This is a genomic window from Micromonospora sp. WMMB235 (assembly GCF_001855515.1).
GTDB lineage: Bacteria > Actinomycetota > Actinomycetes > Mycobacteriales > Micromonosporaceae > Micromonospora > Micromonospora aurantiaca.
Window position 1 is genome coordinate 958,527 of the sequence record NZ_MDRX01000001.1, and the last position, 20,178, is coordinate 978,704.

The 20,178-nt window shown below is 73.7% G+C and carries 20 protein-coding genes and 1 tRNA gene; 14 read left to right on the forward strand and 7 right to left on the reverse strand.

The genetic code is table 11. From position 1 onward, the window contains the following. Positions 1-79: 79 nt before the first annotated feature. The 3 genes from BFV98_RS04015 to BFV98_RS04025 all read right to left on the reverse strand — a co-directional run bounded on the left by BFV98_RS04015 (position 80) and on the right by BFV98_RS04025 (position 2,739). Positions 80-730 carry a nucleotidyl transferase AbiEii/AbiGii toxin family protein gene (locus BFV98_RS04015; protein WP_071094961.1) on the reverse strand — a complete coding sequence of 217 codons (651 nt, stop codon included), beginning with the start codon at positions 728-730 and terminating at the stop codon, positions 80-82. Then, on the reverse strand, positions 727-1,053 hold the full coding sequence (locus BFV98_RS04020; RefSeq protein WP_013476750.1) for a hypothetical protein: 327 nt from the start codon (positions 1,051-1,053) through the stop codon (positions 727-729). Before BFV98_RS04020 ends, BFV98_RS04015 begins: the two co-directional genes overlap by 4 nt. A gap of 399 nt (positions 1,054-1,452) precedes the next feature. Further along, positions 1,453-2,739 carry an IS256 family transposase gene (locus BFV98_RS04025; protein WP_071094963.1) on the reverse strand — a complete coding sequence of 429 codons (1,287 nt, stop codon included), beginning with the start codon at positions 2,737-2,739 and terminating at the stop codon, positions 1,453-1,455. Between the two features lie 553 nt (positions 2,740-3,292). Here BFV98_RS04025 and BFV98_RS04030 point away from each other — a divergent pair. The 10 genes from BFV98_RS04030 (at position 3,293) to BFV98_RS04075 (ending at position 14,711) form a co-directional block, all read left to right on the forward strand. Continuing rightward, entirely contained in the window at positions 3,293-3,883 is a 591-nt protein-coding gene (locus BFV98_RS04030; protein ID WP_071094965.1) for a hypothetical protein, read from the forward strand. A 300-nt stretch (positions 3,884-4,183) separates the two neighbouring features. Then, positions 4,184-7,507: a formate dehydrogenase gene (gene fdh, locus BFV98_RS04040; protein ID WP_255367993.1), complete on the forward strand. Its 3,324-nt coding sequence runs from the start codon at positions 4,184-4,186 to the stop codon at positions 7,505-7,507. Next, positions 7,500-8,543, forward strand: a complete 1,044-nt coding sequence (locus tag BFV98_RS04045; RefSeq protein ID WP_071094969.1) for a 4Fe-4S dicluster domain-containing protein — start codon at positions 7,500-7,502, stop codon at positions 8,541-8,543. The genes fdh and BFV98_RS04045 overlap by 8 nt, the downstream gene beginning before the upstream one ends. Further along, complete coding sequence (nrfD, locus tag BFV98_RS04050; protein WP_071094971.1) at positions 8,540-9,718, forward strand: NrfD/PsrC family molybdoenzyme membrane anchor subunit; 1,179 nt, start codon at positions 8,540-8,542, stop codon at positions 9,716-9,718. The genes BFV98_RS04045 and nrfD overlap by 4 nt, the downstream gene beginning before the upstream one ends. A 44-nt stretch (positions 9,719-9,762) precedes the next feature. Then, a tRNA-Sec gene (locus BFV98_RS32185) sits at positions 9,763-9,858 on the forward strand. A gap of 22 nt (positions 9,859-9,880) precedes the next feature. Further along, positions 9,881-11,173, forward strand: a complete 1,293-nt coding sequence (gene selA / locus BFV98_RS04055; RefSeq protein ID WP_071094973.1) for an L-seryl-tRNA(Sec) selenium transferase — start codon at positions 9,881-9,883, stop codon at positions 11,171-11,173. A gap of 5 nt (positions 11,174-11,178) precedes the next feature. Beyond that, complete coding sequence (gene selB, locus BFV98_RS04060) at positions 11,179-12,942, forward strand: selenocysteine-specific translation elongation factor (protein WP_030272209.1); 1,764 nt, start codon at positions 11,179-11,181, stop codon at positions 12,940-12,942. A gap of 45 nt (positions 12,943-12,987) precedes the next feature. Further along, positions 12,988-13,185, forward strand: a complete 198-nt coding sequence (locus tag BFV98_RS04065) for a hypothetical protein (protein WP_013286387.1) — start codon at positions 12,988-12,990, stop codon at positions 13,183-13,185. Next, on the forward strand, positions 13,185-14,462 hold the full coding sequence (locus BFV98_RS04070; RefSeq protein WP_071094975.1) for a hemolysin family protein: 1,278 nt from the start codon (positions 13,185-13,187) through the stop codon (positions 14,460-14,462). The genes BFV98_RS04065 and BFV98_RS04070 overlap by 1 nt, the downstream gene beginning before the upstream one ends. Positions 14,463-14,528: 66 nt before the next feature. Beyond that, positions 14,529-14,711 carry a hypothetical protein gene (locus BFV98_RS04075; protein ID WP_013286385.1) on the forward strand — a complete coding sequence of 61 codons (183 nt, stop codon included), beginning with the start codon at positions 14,529-14,531 and terminating at the stop codon, positions 14,709-14,711. 6 nt (positions 14,712-14,717) lie between these two features. Here the strand turns inward: BFV98_RS04075 and BFV98_RS04080 are convergent, their stop codons facing one another. Next, positions 14,718-15,374 carry a hypothetical protein gene (locus BFV98_RS04080; protein WP_071094977.1) on the reverse strand — a complete coding sequence of 219 codons (657 nt, stop codon included), beginning with the start codon at positions 15,372-15,374 and terminating at the stop codon, positions 14,718-14,720. 126 nt (positions 15,375-15,500) lie between these two features. Here BFV98_RS04080 and BFV98_RS04085 point away from each other — a divergent pair, with 126 nt between their 5' ends. Then, positions 15,501-15,701, forward strand: coding sequence for a hypothetical protein (locus tag BFV98_RS04085; RefSeq protein WP_013286383.1), 201 nt, complete (start codon positions 15,501-15,503; stop codon positions 15,699-15,701). Here BFV98_RS04085 and BFV98_RS04090 read toward each other — a convergent pair. The 3 genes from BFV98_RS04090 to BFV98_RS04100 all read right to left on the reverse strand — a co-directional run bounded on the left by BFV98_RS04090 (position 15,698) and on the right by BFV98_RS04100 (position 17,371). Next, positions 15,698-16,171 (reverse strand): hypothetical protein, encoded by a 474-nt coding sequence (locus BFV98_RS04090; protein ID WP_071094979.1) that lies wholly within the window; start codon positions 16,169-16,171, stop codon positions 15,698-15,700. The two genes, BFV98_RS04085 and BFV98_RS04090, sit on opposite strands and share 4 nt — an antisense overlap. Then, the gene (locus BFV98_RS04095; protein ID WP_013286381.1) at positions 16,168-16,377 is read right to left on the reverse strand and encodes a hypothetical protein; all 210 of its coding nucleotides are present in this window, start codon (positions 16,375-16,377) and stop codon (positions 16,168-16,170) included. The genes BFV98_RS04090 and BFV98_RS04095 overlap by 4 nt, the downstream gene beginning before the upstream one ends. A 148-nt stretch (positions 16,378-16,525) precedes the next feature. Then, complete coding sequence (locus tag BFV98_RS04100; protein ID WP_071094981.1) at positions 16,526-17,371, reverse strand: universal stress protein; 846 nt, start codon at positions 17,369-17,371, stop codon at positions 16,526-16,528. Positions 17,372-17,499: 128 nt separating this feature from the next. On the opposite strand from BFV98_RS04100, the gene BFV98_RS04105 reads away from it, so the two are divergent. The 3 genes from BFV98_RS04105 (at position 17,500) to BFV98_RS04115 (ending at position 20,051) form a co-directional block, all read left to right on the forward strand. Further along, positions 17,500-18,246, forward strand: a complete 747-nt coding sequence (locus BFV98_RS04105) for an SAM-dependent methyltransferase (RefSeq protein ID WP_013286379.1) — start codon at positions 17,500-17,502, stop codon at positions 18,244-18,246. 98 nt (positions 18,247-18,344) lie between these two features. Then, positions 18,345-19,532 (forward strand): PP2C family protein-serine/threonine phosphatase, encoded by a 1,188-nt coding sequence (locus tag BFV98_RS04110; protein ID WP_030272213.1) that lies wholly within the window; start codon positions 18,345-18,347, stop codon positions 19,530-19,532. A 48-nt stretch (positions 19,533-19,580) separates the two neighbouring features. Then, complete coding sequence (locus BFV98_RS04115) at positions 19,581-20,051, forward strand: MarR family transcriptional regulator (RefSeq protein ID WP_013286377.1); 471 nt, start codon at positions 19,581-19,583, stop codon at positions 20,049-20,051. Positions 20,052-20,178: the final 127 nt, after the last annotated feature.

A 20,178-nucleotide genomic window follows, 5' to 3' on the forward strand; every position in this document is an offset into this window, starting at 1 on the left:
CCGGTCCGGCTTTTCCCGTTCTGGCTCGCTGGCCCGTGCCGGCCGCCTGGTCCCGCCCCCGGTCGTCTGGTTCCGCCGCTCAGCGGGGCCAGGCGGCCATCCGGCGGCGCACCTCGGCGATGCGTGGCGCGTCCAGGCCGTAGCGGGTGAACCGGCGGTCGGCCAGCCCGTCGAGGTAGCGGCCCGCGGCGCGCACATCCTCGTCGTCCAGCGCCGGGTCGACCTGCCGGGCCAGCTCCAGCAGCTCCGCGACCGTGTACCGGTCCAGCGCGGCGGAGACGTCGATGTAGTCGCGTACCTCCCGCCGGTTCACCAGCGCGGCGGTCTTGTTGGCGATCAGGTCGCGGACGTCCATGACCGGGCCGAGGTCCATCACCACCGGGCTGCGGTGCCGGTCCAGGCGGGCCAGGCTCAGGCGGATCTGCCGGCCGTCCCGGCTCACCACGAAGTCCCGCAGGTCCCGGTCGAATCCGTCGAACACCTCACCCAGCCCGCCCGGGTCCACCTCGGCCACCCGGTAACCGGCCCGTTCCAGCGCCGCGCGTACCCCGTCGGCCGCCGCCGCTGCGGCGCCCTCCACGTCGGCGAACAGGTCGACGTCCTCGGTGGGGCGGGTGACCAGGCCGTGTACGGCCCACGCCACTCCGCCGCCGAGCACGAAACGGTGCGGGCCGGCCGCGGCCAGCGCCACCCGGGCCACCTGCCGGTAGAAGTCGTGCGGATGGGTCACGCGGCGCGCAGGCTCCGGTGCCGGCCCTCCCAGGCCAGGCGTACGCCCCGGGGCAGGTTGAGCAGCGGCCACAGCCGGCGCAACGTGCCCGCGTGGATCAGCTCGCGCAGATCCTCCACCCGGGTCGTCTCGCGCAGCACGTTCTCGTACATCCAGAGCAACTCGTCCGGGTCGCCCAGGTCGAACGCGCGTTCGCTGCTCCACATGAGGCGTACCGGCAGCTCGACGATGCCGGTCGTGGGACCGGTCAGCTCGTCCAGGGTGCGCGCCACCACGGCGGGTCGCCCGGGACGGGCGAGGTACGCGTGCGCGCTGACCGACATGGCATCAGGGTAACCCCAACCCGGCCCAACACCCCCCGCCCTTCCCGCCCCCACCCCGTCGATCATGAAGTTGACGGCGCGCGGCGTCCGTTTCGTCCCCGCCAACTTCATGATCGACCGTTGCATCCTCGCTACCTGTTCGCCTTGTTCGCCTAGCGCGGCGCTCCGCCGGAGATCTTGGAGGATTCGGGCCCCTATGGCGGCCGTTTCCTTCCAAGATCTCCCACGGTGGCGCGTGCGCCAACGCCGGCGCACGGGCCCCGGCGTTCCGCCGACGAGAGATCTTGGTACGCAACGGCCCCCATAGGGGCACTCTCGTACCACGATCTCCGTCCGGCAGTGCGGACGTCGCCGCGAGCATGGGGCCTGTCTCGCTAAGGGTGTTTCCGGCGATCTTGGTTAGTAGGTTTCAGCGGCTGGGAAGCGGTCGCTGAAGGTGATGGCGAAGGCGTTCAACGCGGGTTTCCAGCGCATCGTCCATCGGGTTCTGCCTGCTCCGGTGGGGTCCAGGGACCGGGTCACCAGGTACAGACACTTCAACGCGGCCTGCTCGTTGGGGAAGTGGCCGCGGGCCTTGACTGCCCGCCGGTAGCGGGCGTTCAACGACTCGATCGCGTTGGTCGAGCAGATCACCCGCCGGATCTCGACGTCGTAGTCGAGGAACGGGATGAACTCCGCCCAGGCGTTGTCCCACAGCCGGATCACCGCCGGATACCTGCCGCCCCACTTCTCGGCCAGGTCGTCGAACGCGGCCCGGGCCGTGGTGGCGTTGACGGCGGTGTAGATCGGTTTGATGTCGTGCTTGAGCGCGTCCCAGTACTTGCGGGAGGTGAGGCGGAACGTGTTGCGGATCAGATGGATGATGCAGGTCTGCACGATCGTGGCCGGCCACACGTTCGTGACCACTTCCGGGAGGCCTTTCAGACCGTCGCAGACGAGGAAGAACACGTCTTTGACGCCCCGGTTACGCAGGTCGGTCAGCACGCTCATCCAGAACTTCGCGCCCTCACCGCCCGAGCCGGCCCACAACCCGAGGATGTCTTTGTCCCCGTCGAGGGTGACTCCGATCGCGGCGTAGAACGGCCGGTTGGCGACCTGCCCGTCACGGACCTTGACCACGATCGCGTCGATGAACACCGCCGTGTAGATCTCGTCCAGCGGGCGGTGGGACCAGTCGGTCATCTCGTCGATGACCTTGTCGGTGATCCGCGAGATCGTCTCCTTCGACACCGAAGCCCCGTAGATCTCCGCGAAGTGCGCCGAGATCTCCCCGGTCGTCAGGCCTTTGGCATACAGCGACAACACGACCTCGTCGACCCCTGACAGGCGCCGCTGCCGCTTGCGCACGATCTGCGGCTCAAAGGTGCCTGCCCTGTCCCGCGGCACGTCGATCTGCACCGGCCCGTTGGCCTCGGTCAACACGGTCTTCGACCGGGTGCCGTTGCGGATGTTGCCCGAACCAACACCGGCCTGGTCGTGCTTCTCGTAGCCGAGGTGCTCGGTCATCTCCTCGTTCAGCGCGGTCTCCAGGACCGTCTTGGTCAGCTGCTTCAGCAGCCCGTCCGGACCGGTCAGGGACAGCCCTTGCTCCTTGGCTGCCCGGACCAGCTCGGCGGCGGCCTTCGCCTCCGCCGACGGCTCGGGCCGCTTCCTGCGTCCGGTCTGGTCGTTCAGTGTCGCGGTCATCACGGCACCCTCCTCACCAGGCACAACGCCCGGCAGGTCAGGCCGGAAACACCCTTAGATCCACACTCCCCGAGCATGCCCCGATCATGAAGTTGGCTGCGACAAACCGGACACCGTGTGCCGTCAACCTCATGTTTGACGGGGCCAGGTGAGTCCAGGCGGAGGACGGGGCCGGGATCGGATCGGCCGGGACGGAACGGATGTTGAGGCTGGGCGGGACGCCGGAGGACCAGGGGATGGTTCGGGGGCGGTGTCCGAGGGTGGGGCGGGTGTCGGGTTTCGGGGTGGTGGGGGACACCCGGGTGGTGGAATCGTGGGCGGGGCCGGGGCGTTATACCTGGTGAACGACCGCAGCAGCACCCCCGCAGCACACGAACGCGGGTGCAGGCCCCCGGAATGATCCCGGGTCGGCGGTCGTTGCACATGCCTCCGGCGCCCCGGACCACGGGCAGCGAGCCGGATCCCCCGAAGACTTCTTGAGCGCCTGACGGTGCTCGCACCCGCACCGAACCCCCCTTCGGCGCGGGCGTCGACCCCCGAATGGAGCCCCCTCATGAACACGATCCTGCGTAAGAGCATCCTCGGTATCGCCGGTCTGACCGTCGCCGGTGGCCTCGCCGCCGGCCCCCTCAACCACGACACCAGCACCCCCACCGCCCGGGACGCCGCGGTCACCACCACCCAGGCCGCCGCGAAGCTCGACACCGCCACACTCATCCCGCACGGCGTGCAGGGCAACCAGTCGCGTATCGACCTGAACGACGAGCAGACCGCCAACGTCAAGGCCATCATCGCGGCGACGAAGAAGGCCGGTATGGACGAGCGTGCCGCGGTCGTGTCGATCGCCACGGCGCTGCAGGAGTCGAAGCTGGAGAACCTCGGCCACCTCGGCGACCGTAACGACCACGACTCGCAGGGCCTGTTCCAGCAGCGCCCCTCCAGTGGTTGGGGCACGGTCGAGCAGATCACCGACCCGGAGTACTCCACGACGGCGTTCCTGAAGGGTCTGAAGCAGGTCGACGGCTGGCAGGACATGCCGCTGACCAAGGCCGCCCAGACCGTCCAGGTGTCGGCCTACCCGGACCACTACGCCCAGTGGGAGCAGCAGGCCGCCGACCTCGTCGCCCAGCACTGGAACAGCTGACCCCGCGGTGACCGGGGTCACGACGAACGAGCGGAAGAACCGTGACCCCGGTACCGTTGTGCAGAGCGTCGGTGTGTTCAGTGTCCCCGGGCCTCACCTAAATTGCCTTCGCGGAATACCGTTCGGCTGGAGCCGCGTCGCGCCACTCGCCGAGAGGCGACATGCACACCGACGCCCAGAGCCGCCCCGGCCATCCGGCCGGGGCGGCTCTGTCTGTGGGCTCGAGTCGCACGCCCCGGGCCGCTGGCCTAGGGTTACTGGCAGAGGTGAGCCGTTCTCGACGGAGAGGGGGGTGCCCGGATGGGTTTCAAGACGTTCATCCAGGGGTGGCCGGTCTACCGGCAACTCACCGGCACCGACCCGCTCGGTCGCGGCGCCGCCGCCCAGTCGGCGCGCTCCGCCGGCCTGACCGCCCGCACCGAGACCGCCGACGGCATGGCCCGCTCGGTCTGCCCGTACTGCGCGGTCGGCTGCGGGCAGCGCGTCTTCCACTCCGACGGCCAGGTCACCCAGATCGAGGGCGACCCGGACAGCCCGATCTCGCGCGGCCGGCTCTGCCCGAAGGGCTCGGCCAGCAAGAGCCTGGTGACCAGCCCGCTGCGCCAGACCACTGTGCGCTACCGCCGGCCGTACGCGACCGAGTGGGAAGACCTGGACCTCGACGTCGCGCTCGACATTATCGCCGACCGGATCCTCGCCGCCCGCGCGGAGACCTGGGAGGACGTCGACGACGAGGGCCGCCCGCTGAACCGGACGCTGGGCATCTCCAGTCTCGGCGGCGCGACGCTCGACAACGAGGAGAACTACCTCATCAAGAAGCTGTTCACGGCGATGGGGGCACTCCAGATCGAGAACCAGGCCCGTATTTGACACTCCGCCACCGTCCCCGGTCTGGGGACCAGCTTCGGTCGCGGCGGCGCCACGGACTTCCAGCAGGACCTCGCCAACGCTGACGTCATCGTCATCCAGGGCTCGAACATGGCCGAGGCCCACCCGGTGGGCTTCCAGTGGGTGATGGAGGCGAAGAAGCGCGGCGCGAAGGTCTTCCACGTCGACCCGCGGTTCACGCGTACCAGCGCGCTCGCCGACACGTACCTGCCGATCCGGGCGGGCACGGACATCGCGCTGCTCGGCGGCGTGGTGCGCTACATCCTGGAGAACGAGCTGGACTTCCGGGAGTACGTGCTGGCGTACACGAACGCGGCCAACATCGTCAGCGAGCAGTTCGTCGACACCGAGGACCTGGACGGCCTGTTCTCCGGCTACAACCCGGACACCGGCTCGTACGACCACGCGAGCTGGCAGTACGAGGGGCAGGAGGACAACGCCAAGGTCCGGGGCACCGGCAAGGAACGCGACTCGGCCTCCGGGCTGGAGCACGAGTCGCACGGCGAGCCGGTGCCGGCGAAGGCCCCGCGGGACGAGACGTTGCAGCACCCGCGCTGCGTCTACCAGATCCTGAAGCGGCACTTCTCCCGCTACACCCCGGAGATGGTGGCCCGCGTGTGCGGCATCCCGGAGGAGAAGTTCCTCGAACTGGCGCGCGCCTGGACGGAGAACTCGGGCCGGGAGCGCACCGGCGCGCTCGTCTACTCGGTCGGCTGGACGCAGCACAGCGTCGGCGTGCAGTACATCCGCACCGGCTCGATCATCCAGACGCTGCTGGGCAACATGGGCCGCCCGGGTGGCGGCATCCTGGCGCTGCGCGGGCACGCCAGCATCCAGGGATCGACCGACATCCCGACGCTGTTCAACCTGCTGCCGGGCTACCTGCCGATGCCGCACCACGCCGACCACCCGACGTTCGACGAGTGGGTGGACAGCATCCGGCACCCGGGCCAGAAGGGCTTCTGGGGCGACTCGCGGGCCTTCGCGGCGAGCCTGCTCAAGGCGTACTGGGGTGACGCGGCGACGCCGGAGAACGACTTCTGCTACGGCTATATGCCCCGGATGACCGGCGACCACGGCACGTACCAGCAGGTCCTGAACATGATCGACGGGAAGGTGAAGGGCTACTTCCTGCTCGGCCAGAACCCGGCGGTCGGTTCGGCGCACGGCCGCGCTCAGCGCCTGGGCATGGCCAACCTGGACTGGCTCGTGGTCCGCGACCTGTTCATGATCGAGAGCGCCACGTTCTGGAAGAACAGCCCGGAGGTCGCCACCGGCGAGATCGTGCCGGAGGAGTGCCGCACCGAGGTGTTCTTCCTGCCGGCGGCCTCGCACGTGGAGAAGGAGGGCACCTTCACCCAGACGCAGCGGCTGCTGCAGTGGCGGGAGAAGGCCGTCGACCCGCCGGGCGACGCCCGCTCCGAGCTGTGGTTCTTCTACCACCTGGGCCGGGTGCTGCGGGAGAAGCTGGCCGCCTCCACCGAGCGCCGGGACCGGGCGCTGCTGGACCTGACCTGGGACTATCCGACGCACGGTCCGCACGCCGAGCCGAGCGCCGAGGCGGTGCTCAAGGAGATCAACGGGTACGAGGTGGCGACCGGCCGCCTGCTGAACGCGTTCGGCGAGGCCCGCGACGACGGCTCCACCGCGATCGGCTGCTGGATCTACTCCGGCGTGTACGCCGACGGCGTCAACCAGGCGGCCCGCCGCCGGTCCCGCCACGAGCAGGACTGGGTGGCGGCCGAGTGGGGCTGGGCGTGGCCGGCGAACCGGCGCACGCTCTACAACCGCGCCTCCGCCGACCCCGAGGGCCGGCCGTGGAGCGAGCGCAAGAAGTACGTCTGGTGGGATCCGGACGCCGGCGAGTGGACCGGGTACGACGTGCCGGACTTCGAGAAGACGAAGCCGCCGTCATACCGGCCGCCGGAGGGCGCGTCGGGCCCGGCGGCGCTCGCCGGTGACGACGCGTTCGTCATGCAGGGCGACGGCAAGGCGTGGCTGTACGCGCCGAGCGGAGTCCTCGACGGTCCGCTGCCGACGCACTACGAGCCGGCCGAGTCGCCGATGCGCAACCCGCTCTACGGTCAGCAGGCCAACCCGACCCGCAAGATCTACGAGCATCCGATCAACCGGATGAACCCGAGTCCGCCGGAGCCGCACAGCCAGGTCTTCCCGTACGTGTTCACGGTCAGCCGTCTCACCGAGCATCACACGGCCGGTGGGATGAGCCGTACCGTGCCGCGCCTGGCCGAGCTGCAGCCGGAGATGTTCGTCGAGGTGTCCCCGGAACTGGCCGGCGAGATCGGGCTGGCCCACCTGGGCTGGGCGCACCTGATCAGCGGACGCGCGGTGATCGAGGCGCGGGTGCTGGTCACCGACCGGCTCACCCCGCTGCGGGTGGACGGCCGGATCATCCACCAGGTCTGGCTGCCGTACCACTTCGGCACCGAGGGTCTGGTCACCGGCGACTCGGCGAACGACCTGTTCGGCATCACGCTGGACCCGAACGTCCTCATCCAGGAGAGCAAGGTCGGCACCTGCGACATCCGGCCCGGGCGGCGGCCCACCGGCCCGCCGCTGCTCGACCTGGTCGGCGACTACCAGCGGCGGGCCGGGATGACACCGGACCGCAAGGTGCCGGTGGTGACCACCGACGCTGCCGGCGGGGACGACGCCGCCGGCAGCACCGACGAGCAGTCGGCCGCCGCGCACCAGGACGGGGATCGGGATGCCTGACGCCAACAGCCTGTACGGCCCGCTCGACCCGGCCCCGGACGCGGGCTGGATCTCCGCGCCGCCCCGGATGGGCTTCTTCACCGACACCAGCGTCTGCATCGGCTGCAAGGCGTGCGAGGTGGCCTGCAAGGAGTGGAACGGCGTCCCCGACTCGGGTTTCGACCTGCTCGGCATGTCGTACGACAACACTGGCGCGCTGACCGCGAACTCGTGGCGGCACGTCGCGTTCATCGAGCAGCCCCGCCCGGCCGGGCACCGCACGCCGCCGTTCGCCGGTGACCCGACCGGTCCGGCGACCAGCCCGGCGTCGGCGGCGGCCGGCGCGCTCACCGCTCCCGACACCGGTACGAATCCCGGCCTGCCGCCGGGGCAGCCGGAGGCGGCGGCGCGGATGGCCGCCGGTCCGGAGTTCCTCGGCATGCCCGGCGCCCAGCCGCCCGGGCGGGCCACCGGCCCGGAGAGCCGCACCGACTTCCGCTGGCTGATGATGTCCGACGTGTGCAAGCACTGCACGCACGCGGCCTGCCTGGACGTGTGCCCGACCGGTTCGCTGTTCCGCACCGAGTTCGGCACGGTGGTGGTGCAGGAGGACATCTGCAACGGCTGCGGCTACTGCATCTCCGCCTGCCCGTACGGCGTGATCGACCAGCGCAAGGGCGACGGCCGGGCGTGGAAGTGCACGCTGTGCTACGACCGGATCGGCGCGGGCATGACGCCCGCCTGCGCGCAGGCGTGCCCGACCGAGTCGATCCAGTACGGCCCGCTCGACGAGCTGCGGGAACGGGCCGCCAAGCGGGTCACCGCGTTGCACGAGCGGGGTGTGCCGGAGGCGCGCCTGTACGGCCACGACCCGACCGACGGTGTCGGCGGCGACGGCGCGTTCTTCCTGCTGCTGGACGAGCCGGAGGTGTACGGGCTGCCGCCGGACCCGGTGGTCACCACCCGGGACCTGCCGAAGATGTGGAAGCGGGCCGGGTTCGCCGCCCTGGCCATGGCGGCGGCTGCCGTCGCCGCGTTCGTCGGAGGATCGTCGTGAGTCCGGACCGCCCGGTCGGTGACCTGTTCCGCCGCTTCCGCGAACGCCTGTCCGCGGAACAGGAGGACGGCGGCGCCGCCGAGCGGGAGAACGGCAGCCGGGCCACCGCAGCCGGTCCCGGCGTGGGCCGCACCGACGCGGGCTCCCACGACGCCGGCCTCGCCCCGCATCCGCCCCGCGACGCGGCACCGCGCCGACGCCGCAAGGGCGGCAAGGGCGGTGGGGAGCAGCTCAACGTCCCGCCGGCCGAGTTCACCTCCTACTACGGCCGGCCCATCCTCAAGCCGCCGGTGTGGCGGTGGGACATCGCCGCGTACCTGTTCACCGGCGGTCTCGCCGCCGGTTCGTCGCTGCTCGCGGCGGGCGGGCAGCTCACCGGCCGCCCGGCGCTGCGGCGCGCCGGCCGGGTCACCGCGCTCGCGGCGGTCGGCGCCAGCACGTACTTCCTGGTGAACGACCTGGGCCGGCCGTCGCGCTTCCACCACATGCTGCGGGTGGCGAAGGTGACCTCGCCGATGTCGGTGGGCACGTGGATCCTCAGCGTGTTCGGCCCGGCCGCCGGGGTCGCGGCGATCGCCGAGGCGGCCCCGCTGCTGCCCGAGCGCGGCGTGCTGGGGCTCGGCCGCCGGCTGCTGCCCCCGGCCGGGCACGCCGCCGGCCTGGTCGCCGCCGTCACCGCGCCGGCGCTGGCCACGTACACCGGGGTGCTGCTGGCGGACACGGCGGTGCCGTCGTGGCACGAGGCGTACCCGGAACTGCCGGCCATCTTCGCGGGCAGCGCGCTGGCCAGCGGCGCGGGTGTCGGGCTGGTGGCCGCGCCCGGCGCGCAGGCCGGTCCGGCGCGGCGCCTCGCGGTCGCGGGCGCGGCGATGGAGCTGTGGGGTTCGCACCGGGTGGAGAACCGGCTCGGGCTGCTCAGCGAGCCCTACACGCAGGGCACACCCGGGAAGCTGCTGCGCGCGGGCCGTGCGCTGACCGCCGCCGGTGTCGTGGGCGCGCTGCTCGGCCGCCGCAGCCGGGTGCTGTCCGCACTCTCCGGCGGCGCGCTGATCGCCGCGTCGGTGTGCACCCGGTTCGGCATCTTCCACGGCGGGGTCGCCTCGGCGCGCGATCCGCGGTACACGGTGGTGCCGCAGCGCGAACGCGCCGACCGGCGGGCCGCCGAGCAGGACTGAACCTCCCCGGGCGGCCTTCCGTCCGCTGTGGTTGACTTCTGCGTGGAGGCGTTCAGGCGGCTGGTGCCCCTCCCGGTCTTCAAAACCGGTGTGGTCCGGGATCCGGGCCAGGCGGGTTCGATTCCCGTCCGTCTCCGCCAAACCGTTCCCGGGAGTGCGCCGATGCGTGAGGTCGACCCGCGACGGCGGGTGCCGCGCACCGACGCGCTGCTCGCCGATCCCGCGCTGGCCGCCGCCGTCGGCACGCTCGGCCGCGACCGGGTCAAGGCCGCGATCGTCCGCGCGCAGGACCGCGCCCGCCGCGGTGAGCTGACCCCCGAGGGGGTACGCGACGCGGCGCTGGCGGACCTGCCCGGCCGTACGCCGCGCGCGGTGCTCAACGCCACCGGCGTCGTGCTGCACACCAACCTGGGCCGCGCGCCGCTCGCCCCGTCCGCCGTGGACGCCCTGGTCGCCGCCGCCGGGCACACCGACGTGGAACTGGACCTGCGGACCGGGCGGCGGGCCCGGCGCGGCCGGGAGGCGCTCGACGCGCTCGCCGCGGCGGTGCCCGACGCCGGGGCGGTGCACGTGGTGAACAACGGCGCCGCCGCCCTGGCGCTCGCCGCCACCGCGCTGGCCGCCGGCCGGGAGATCGTGGTGAGCCGCGGCGAGCTGGTCGAGATCGGCGACGGGTTCCGCCTGCCGGACCTGCTGGCCAGCACCGGCGCGCGGCTGCGCGAGGTGGGCACCACGAACCGCACCACGCGCGCCGACTACGAGGCCGCGATCGGCGAGCACACCGGGTTCGTGCTCAAGGTGCACCCGTCGAACTTCGTGGTCACCGGGTTCACCTCGGCGGTGCCGGTGGCCGAGCTGGCCACGCTGGGCGTACCCGTGGTGGCCGACATCGGGTCGGGGCTGCTCGCGCCGGACCCGCTGCTGCCGGCCGAGCCGGACGCGGCCACCACGCTGCGCGCGGGCGCGCACCTGGTCACCGCCAGCGGCGACAAGCTGCTCGGCGGCCCGCAGGCCGGTCTGCTGCTCGGCGACGCCGACCTCGTGCACCGGCTGCGCCGCCACCCGCTGGCGCGGGCGCTGCGAGTGGACAAGCTCACCCTCGCCGCGCTCGCCGCCACCCTGTACGCGCCGTCCACGCCCACCCGGGACGCCTTGCACGCCGACCCGGCTCGGCTGCGGCAGCGGCTGGAGCGGCTGCGTGACCGGCTCGGCGAGGACGGCTGCAAGGCCGAGGTGGTGCCCGGCGTCGCTGTGGTCGGCGGCGGCGGGGCGCCCGGCGTGGAGCTGGACTCGTGGGCGCTGAGCCTGCCCGAGCGGTACGCCGAGCCGCTGCGCACCGGCGACCCGGCGATCCTCGGCCGGGTGCTGCACGGCCGGCTCCTGCTGGACCTGCGCGCCGTGCCGGAGAGCGCCGACGACCGGGTCCGCGCGGCCGTGCTGAGCGTGGGGGACTGACCGGCATGTGGGTGGTGGCGACCGCCGGGCACGTCGACCACGGCAAGTCCACGCTGGTGCGCGCGCTGACCGGGATGGAACCGGACCGGTGGGCGGAGGAACGCCGCCGGGGCATGACCATCGACCTCGGCTTCGCCTGGACCACACTGCCGTCGGGCGGCACCCTCGCCTTCGTCGACGTACCGGGGCACGAGCGGTTCGTGCCGAACATGCTCGCCGGCATCGGCCCGGTCCCGGCCGCGCTGATCGTCGTGGCCGCCGACGAGGGCTGGATGCCGCAGTCCGCCGAGCACCTGGCCGCGCTGCACGCACTGGGTGTGTCGTACGGGCTGCTCGCGGTCACCCGCGCGGACCTGGCCGACCCCGGGCCGGCGGCGGCGCGGGCCCTCGCAGAGATCGCCGCCACGTCGCTGGGCGCTGTGGAGGCGGTGCCGGTCTCCGCGGTCACCGGCGCCGGTCTCCCCGAGCTGCGCGCCGCGCTGGACCGCCTGACCGCCCGGCTGCCCGACCCGGCCCGGGACGCCCCGGTACGGCTCTGGGTGGACCGCGCGTTCACCGTACGCGGCAGCGGCACGGTGGTCACCGGCACGCTCGGCGGTGGCCGGCTGCGTGCCGGCGACGAGTTGGAGCTGGCCGCCACCGGCGAGGCGGTGCGCGTACGCGGACTGCACTCGCTCGGCGTCGCGCGCACCGACCTCGAGGCGGTGGCCCGGGCCGCGGTGAACCTGCGCGGCCTGCCCCGGGACCGGGTCGGGCGCGGCGACGCGCTGCTCACGCCCGGCCGGTTCGGGCGTACCGACCTGCTCGACGTGCGGCTGTCCGGCGACCCCGCCGCCGACCTGCCGGCCACGCTCACGCTGCACGTGGGCTCGGCGGCGGTGCCCGCCCGGGTCCGGCCGCTGGGCCCGGACACGGTACGGCTGCGCCTGGCCCGCCCGCTGCCGCTGCTGATCGGGGACCGGGCGCTGCTGCGCGACCCCGGCCGGCACCACGTCGCGGGCGGCGTGACGGTGCTGGACGTGGACCCGCCGCCGTTGCGCCGCCGGGGCGCGGCGGCCGCCCGCACGGCGGTGCTGGCCGGCCTGGACGGGCGGCCGGACCTGGCCGGGGAACTGCGCCGGCGACGGCTGGTCCGTGCCGGTGACCTGACCCGGATGGGCGTGCCGCCGACCGCGACGCCGGTGGCCGGGCAGTGGCTGGCCGACCCGGAGCACTGGCGGGACCTGGGTCGTCGCCTCACCGAGGAGGTGGCCCGGTACACCGCCGAGCATCCGCTCGCCGCGGGCATACCGGTCGACGTGCTGCGGCACCGGCTCGACCTGCCCGAGCGTGCTCTGGTCACGGCGCTGCTGCGCCCGCCGCTGCGACTGCGCGACGGTCTGGTCACCGCCGCCCCGCAGGGGACTCTGCCGGACCCGGTGGCCCGGGCGGTGGACCGGGTCCGGGCCGAGTACGGCGACCGGCCGTTCCAGGCCCCCGAGGCGCACCACCTGGCCGACCTCGGGCTCGGGCCCCGCGAGATCGGCGCCGCGGTACGCGCCGGCGCGTTGCTGAAGCTGGCCGAGAACGTGGTGCTGCTGCCGGGCGCCCCGGACGACGCGGTACGCGTGCTCGCCGGGCTGCCGCAGCCGTTCACGCTCAGCGCCGCCCGGCAGGCGCTCGGCACCACCCGCCGGGTGGCGGTGCCGCTGCTGGAACTGCTGGACCGGCGCGGCGCCACCCGGCGGCTCCCTGACGACGCCCGCGAGGTGGTCCGCCCGCCGGGCTGAGCCAACCGGTGCCACCGGCCCACGCCGGTCACCTACCGTGACGCCATGGACCCTTCCGCGGTCTGGCGGGACAAGAACCACAAGTGGCGGATCGAGGCGTACCGGGCCCCGGACCTGCGCTTCGCGATCTTCGCCACGAACGGCCCCACCGAGTCGGCGCCGCTGTGGCTGTTCGGGATGGCCGCGCTGGCCCGCTGGCTGATGACCCACGCGATCTCGCTGGACGACCTGGAGACCGACTGATGGGCGTGCAGGTCGCGCTGGTGCTGGTGCTGATCCTGATCAACGCCGCCCTGTCCGGCAGCGAGATGGCACTGGTGAGCCTGCGGGAGGGGCAGTTGCGCCGGCTGTCGCGGTCCGGGCGGGCCGGGGCGCGGCTGAGCCGCCTCACCCGCGAACCGAACCGCTACCTGGCCACCATCCAGCTCGGCATCACGCTCGCCGGGTTCCTCGCCTCGGCCGCCGCCGCCGTGACGCTGGCCGAGCCGCTGGTCGGCCCGCTGGGTTTCCTGGGCGCGGCCGCCCGCCCGGTGGCGGTGCTCCTGGTGACACTGCTGCTGACGTTCCTCACGCTCGTGGTGGGGGAGCTGGCACCCAAGCGGCTGGCCATGCAGACGGCGGAACGGTGGGCGTTGGTCAGCGCCGCGCCGCTGGACCTGCTCGCCCGGTTGTCCCGGCCGGCGGTGTGGCTGCTCGGCCGCTCCACCGACCTGCTGGTCCGGCTCGCCGGCGGCGACCCGCGCGCCAGCCGGGAGGAGGTGACCGAGGAGGAACTGCGGGAGATGCTGGTCAGCCAGCGCGGCCTGTCCGCCCAGCAGCGGGAGATCCTCGCCGGGGCGTTCGACATCGCCGGCCGTACGCTGCGGGAGATCCTCGTCGCGCGCCGCGACGTGACCACTCTGCCCGCCGACATGCCCGCGGCGGAGGCGATGCGCCGGCTGGCGGCCGGCGGCCGGTCCCGGGCGCCGGTGATCGGACCCGGCGGGCTCGACGACGTACGCGGCACCGTGCACATCCGCGACCTGGTGGACGCCGACGGGGCGCTCGTCGGCGACCGGGCCCGCCCGCCGGTGCTGCTACCAGGCACGCTGCCGGTGGCCGACGCGATGCGGCAGCTGCGCCAGCGGCACGAGCAGCTCGCCCTGGTGGTCGACGAGTACGGCGGCGTGGACGGCCTGGTCACCATGGAGGACCTGCTCGAGGAGGTGGTCGGCGAGCTGTACGACGAGACCGACCGGGACGTGCGCCGCGCCGTGCGGGAGCCGGACGGCGCGCTGCTGCTGCCGGGCGACTTCCCGCTGCACGACCTGCCCGACGTGGGCGTCCGCGTGACGTTCCCGTTGTCCCGGGAGTACACCACGGTGGCCGGGCTGGTGCTGGCCGGCCTGGGCCGGCTCCCCGAGGGGCCGGGGGAGCGGGTGCGGCTGCCCGGCCTCACCGTGGAGGTGGTCGAGGTGGCGGGGCGGGCGATCCGCCGGGTCCGGCTGCGCGGCTCCGCTGTCGGCCGCACGCCGGACTGACACCCGGACGGGGGACAACCGCCCGATACCCGTCCCGGGCCGCGTCGCCGGTCGTACGGTCCGGGCGTGAAGGACCGAGGACTGCGTACGTTCGTCACCGTGCTGGCCGGACTGGCCGTGATCTACTTCGGCTTCTCCGGAAGCCGTGGCAGCGGCGAGGAGGGTGGCGTCTCCGGTGGCGTGGTGCTGCTCGCGCTGCTCGCCTCGCTGCTGGCCTGGAACCTGACCAAGCCCGGCCCGGCCAAGTAGCGACCCTCAGTGGGCCGTGGCGGCGCTGCGACTCACCTCGCCCGCCGACTCCTCGCCCAGGGCCACCCGCACCAGCGCCGACGCCAGCCGGCCGAAGTCGGCCTCGCCGACCAGCCCGACCAGGTCACCGGGGCTCGCCGGCAGGCCCAGCCGCCGCGCCCCGGCGAGCGTGCGCCGGTCGGCGTACGGGCGCACGTCCGGCCACACCGACTGCGCCTCCCGCAGGAAGATGTCCGCACCGGTGGGGCCGATGCCGGGGAACTCGGTGAGCAGCCGGCGCAGCACGGTCCGGTCGGCGCCGGCCTCCTTGTGCAGCCGGCGCAGGTCGCCGTGCCAGCGGTCCAGGCAGAGCCGGGCGCCGGTGCCGAGCATGGTGGCGGTCCGCTCGTCGTAGCGCCGGTAGTGGCCCCGGCCCAGCGCGTCGACCCGGTCCTGCCAGCTCGCCGCCTCCATCGCCTGCGGGGTGCGGTAGCCGGCGGTGAACAGCTCCCGGGCGGCGGCCACCGCCACCGAGGCCCGGATCCGGGTGCTCAGCAGCGTGGTGAGCACCAGCAACTGGTACAGCGGGCCGGGCCGGTCCGCGAGGGCGATGCCGGCCTCCTCCGCGTACGTGCGGTTCTGCCGTTCCAGCAGGGCGCGCGCGACGTTGCGATCGTCTGGCATCCGTCCGGCTTACCCGCCCCGGGCCCGGCCAGACCCCCGGCCGATCCGGAATGCGCCGGGCGGCGGCGGGTACGCGGGTCGGGTGCGCGGTCGACGGCCGTGTGCTCCACCGGGAAGGAGAGACCCGTGGTCAAGCCGCAGCAGGAGGAACTGCGCCGGAACGACCTCGGCGCCACCAGCCAGGACAGCCGCAAGACGGCCACCCAGGCGGGCAGCCGTTCGCGAGGCCGGGGCACGTCGAACGGCGACGCGGGACGCCCGGTCCCCAAGGGACAGGTGTCGCCGTACGGCCCGGCCGGTGAGCCGGTCGCCGACGACGAGAGCTAGCCGCGAGCCGACGTCGGCCGCAGCCGCCGCCAGGTGGCTGCGGCCGACAGCCCGTACGCGAGGTGCGGGATCAGGTCGGAGACCCAGTCGCTGCGCCGCCAGGTACGCGGGTCGGTCACGCCGAGCACCGTCATCGAGCCGTCGGAGGTGGCCATCACCCCGCCGCCGAGCACCACCGTGGCCAGCGGCAACGGGATTCGCCGGCGCGCGGCGAGCAGACCGAAAGCGGCCCCCGCGGCGATGCCGGTGGCGTACCCGAGCAACGGCCCCAGACCGGAGCGGCGGTTCTCCGCCTCGTCGCCGCGGCCCAGGTCGACGTGTGTGACGTCGGCGAGCCGTCCGGCGACCGATTCCGGGGTGCTGCTGGCCGGCCGGGCCCGCAACGCCATGTCGAGGTACGAGACCGCGTTGAGGACGGCGCTGCCGACGGCGCCCGCGATGGCGCCGTCGACAACCGCTGCCGTCCTCACTTCGGGTCACCCGGTTCCCGGTTGCCCTTGGGGCCGTAGGTCCGTTCGCCCCGGACCACACCGCGTTGCCCCCGGTCGTCCTGGAGGATCCGGTTGGCGACCTGGTTCGCCTCCTTGTCCGACGCCCGTCCGGACTGTTCGACGAGGTCGCGAAGGCGTGCTCGCTGCTTGTCGTACGCGTTGCTGCCCGGCCGTGGTCCTGGCATCTCTGCCTCCTCCGGATCGCTGTCGGCTGACCGTAGGCGTCTACCCGCCCGGGCGGGGACCAACCGTTGCGGGCGCATCCCCGCCCGGCCGGAGCGCCGCTCAGGCGGGGGTGTGGACCACCGCTCAGCCGGGCGCGCCGGACGCCGTTCAGTCGGCGGCGCGGACCACCGCGACCGGGCAGGCGGCGCGGTGCAGGATCCCCTGGCTGACCGAGCCGAGCAGCAGCCCGCCCAGCTCGCCCCGGCCCTGCCGGCCCACCACGACCAGTTGAGCCCCGGCCGACGCCGTGGTCAGTGCCGCGACCGGTTTGGCGCGTACCGTCTCGGCGTGCACCGGCAGGTCCGGCCACCGTTCGCCGATCCCGTCGACCGCCTCGGTGAGCACCCGCTCGTCCTCCTCAGCCCCGCCCTTGCGCCCGGGCGGGGCGGGGCGGGCGTGCACCACGTGCAGCGGCGCGCCCCACGCGGACGCGGTCTCGGCGGCGAACTCGACGGCGGCGCGCGACAGCGTGGAGCCGTCCACGCCGACCACGACCGGGCCGTCCGCGCGGGCGGTGCCGCGCGCGATCAGCACCGGGCAGTTGGCGTACGAGGCGACCTGCACCGCGACCGACCCGACCACGAGCGCGGCGAATCCGCCCAGTCCCCGGTCGCCGAGGACGATCAGGGCGGCGGTGGGGGACTCGCCGAGCAGCACCGCGGCGGCCTCCCCGTCGATGATCTCGCCGGTGATGCGCAGGCCGGGCGACTCCGCCTCGGCCGCCGCGACCGCGTCGGAGACCAGTTGCTCGGCCTGGTTGCGCAACCCGGCACCGGGTGGTGACCCGGCCGGCGCGGAGACCGGTACGCGCAGCAGCGGCCAGATGAAACCGTGCACCACCCGCAGCGGGCGGTTGCGCCGCCGCGCCTCCCGGGCCGCCAGACGCACCGCCCGTGTCGCGGGTTCGGAGCCGTCCACCCCGACCACCACCGCGGCCCCGTTCGCCGAGTTCACCCGTACCTCCTCGTGGCCGGCGCCCCCGCGGCCAGTATCGCGGCCCGGGTGGGCGGCCCGGGGCGATACCGCCGGGGTCGCCCGGTGGGTACGCTGGCGTGCAGCACCCAGGGGAGGGAGCCCCGTCGATGGATCAGCCGGACGGACCGAGCACCGCCCGCATGATCGACTACTGGCTCGGCGGCCGGCACCACCGTCCGGTGGACGTCGCCGCGGCCGCCGCTTTCGAGGCGGCGTACGGGCCCTGCGCGGCGATCTTCCGGTCGCTGCGTGGTTTCCTCGGCCGTACCGTGCAGGCGATGGCCGCCGACGGGATCGACGGCTTCCTGGTCTTCGGCGCGGGTGTGCCCACCTGCGGCAACGTGCACGAGGTCGCACCGGAGGCGACAGTGCTCTACACCGACGTGGACCCGGAGACGGTCCGCCTGGGCCGGAGCCTGCTCGCCGGCAGCGACCGGGCCGGGTACGGCTACGGCGACGCCACCGACATCGGGACCGTCGACCGGGCGCAGCTGCACCGGTTCGTGCCGGGCTGGGGGAGACGGCCGGTGGGTGTGGTATTCCTCGGGCTGGCGGCGTTCCTGGACGACGACACGCTCGCCCGTACGCTCGACGAGCTGTACCAGGCGGTGGCGCCGGGCAGCCGGCTGGCGATCGACTTCGACACCGAGGAGCTGGCCGGGCACCCCGAGGCGCTGGCCATGATGGGCCCGGCGTTCCGGATGCGGGCGCCCGAGCGGTTCGCGCCGCTGCTGGGCCGCTGGCAGCCGACCGGCGACGGCATCGTGCCGGTGGCGCGGTGGCGGCCGGCCGGTGAGCCCGAGCCGGTGCCGGACGCGTTCCACGGCGCGCTGGCGTTCCGCACGGCCGGCTGAGCCGGTCCCGTCACGCCCGGCCGAGGCGGGGCGTTCGCCGTCTGGCGGCCTTCGTATGATGTTTGCCCTGTAGCAATAGTCGTCATCGGAGGATGAGCATGCCGGAGGCGTCCGGATCGGTGTCACGTGCCCTGCGCACGGCGCCACCCGACCAACTGGCGGAGACCGCGGACGCGGTGCTGCGCCAGACGCTCGGGGCCGCGCGGGCGGAGGTGTTCGTCGCCGACTACCGCGCCAGCGGACTCTGGCCGGTGCTCGACCCGGACGTGCCCGACGGCGGCCCGCTGCTGGCCCACAGCGTCGCGCAGCGCTGCTTCAGCAGCCAGGAGCCGGTGCTGGACATCGTCGAGGACGGCCGCTGCCGCGCCTACCTGCCGCTGTCGGTGTGGGGGGAGCGGCTCGGCGTGCTGATGGTGGAGCTGCCCGGCGACCCGGACGCGGCCACTGTGGAGGCCGCGCGCGACGCCGCCGGGGAACTGGCAGTGGCGATCCGGGCGGCCGACCGGGAGACCGACCGCTACCGGCGCGCCCGGCGGCGGGAGCGGCTGAGCATGGCTGCCGAGATGCAGTGGGACCTGCTGCCGGGCCGCAGCGTACGGCTCGGTGACGCGCTGCTCGCCGGGCAGCTCGAACCGGCGTACACCGTGGGCGGTGACCACTTCGACTGGTCGGTGGACGGCGACCGGCTCACCCTCACCGTGCTCAACGGCACCGGCAGCGGGCTGGCCGCGTCGATGCTCACGGCGATGACGGTGAACGCCATGCGCAACGCCAGGCGTTCAGGCGGCAGCCTGGTGGAGCAGGCGGAGCTGGCTTCGGACACCATCTACTACCAGCACCGGGGCGACCGGCACGTGGCCACGCTCCTGCTGGAGCTGGACAGCCGCCGGGGCGTGATGCGCGTGGTCGACGCCGGCTCACCGCAACTGCTGCGGCTGCGTGGGGGCCGCGTCACGCCGATCGCGCTGGAGCAGCAGCTGCCGCTGGGCATGTTCGCCGAGACGCGCTACGACGTGCAGGAGTTCACTCTGGAGCCGGGCGATCGCCTCTTCGTCGTCAGCGACGGGGTGTACGCGGCGGAGCCCGACGAGCAGGAGCCGTACGGCGTCCGGGCCATGGCGCGTGCGATGCGGTCGACTCGGCTGCAGCCGGCGACCGAGGCAGTTGGTACGGTGATGCGCGAACTGCACGCGTACCATGCCGACGCGGATCTCCGCGACGACGCGGTCGTCGTCTGCCTGGACTGGCGCGGCCCCAGCCGGTCCGACGACGTGACGGGGCAGTGACCGGGGCTGCGGAGCGAACACGAGCGGGACGATCGCAGGGGACGGCGAGTGGAGCGACCTCCGAATCTTGCCGCGGCCATCGAATCGGCTGCGGAGGCGCTCATCGGTGTGCTCGACTCGGCGACGTCCCGGCACACCGTCGGCGTCTCGCCCACCCAGCTGCGGGTGCTGTCGCTGATCGTGTCGCATCCGGACACCAACGTGAACCGGCTGGCCGAGCTGCTGGACGTGGTCCCCTCGTCGGCGAGCCGGTTGTGCGACCGTCTGGAGGCGGTCGGCCTGCTGCGCCGGGTGGCGGACCCGCGCGACCGGCGGGAGGTGCGGCTGATCCCGACCGCTGCCGCCGACACGCTGCTGCGCGACCTCCAGGAGAGACGGCACCGGGCGGTGCAGGCCGTGCTCGACCGTATGCCCAACCGGGTGCAGCACGAGCTGCTGCTGGCGCTGGTGGCGTTCAGCCAGGCCGCGGCGGCCACCGCCCCGCAGGCCGGCTCGGACTCGACCGCCCGTACCGCCTGATCCCTCGCACCGATGTCCGCCCTGCGTCCCACCGCTCAACTAGTGTCCTAGGATGCCTTAGCGGTTGTGACGGTCACCACCGTGACACCACTGAGCAACGACGCAGCGGGCCACCGGGCGAGAGCGG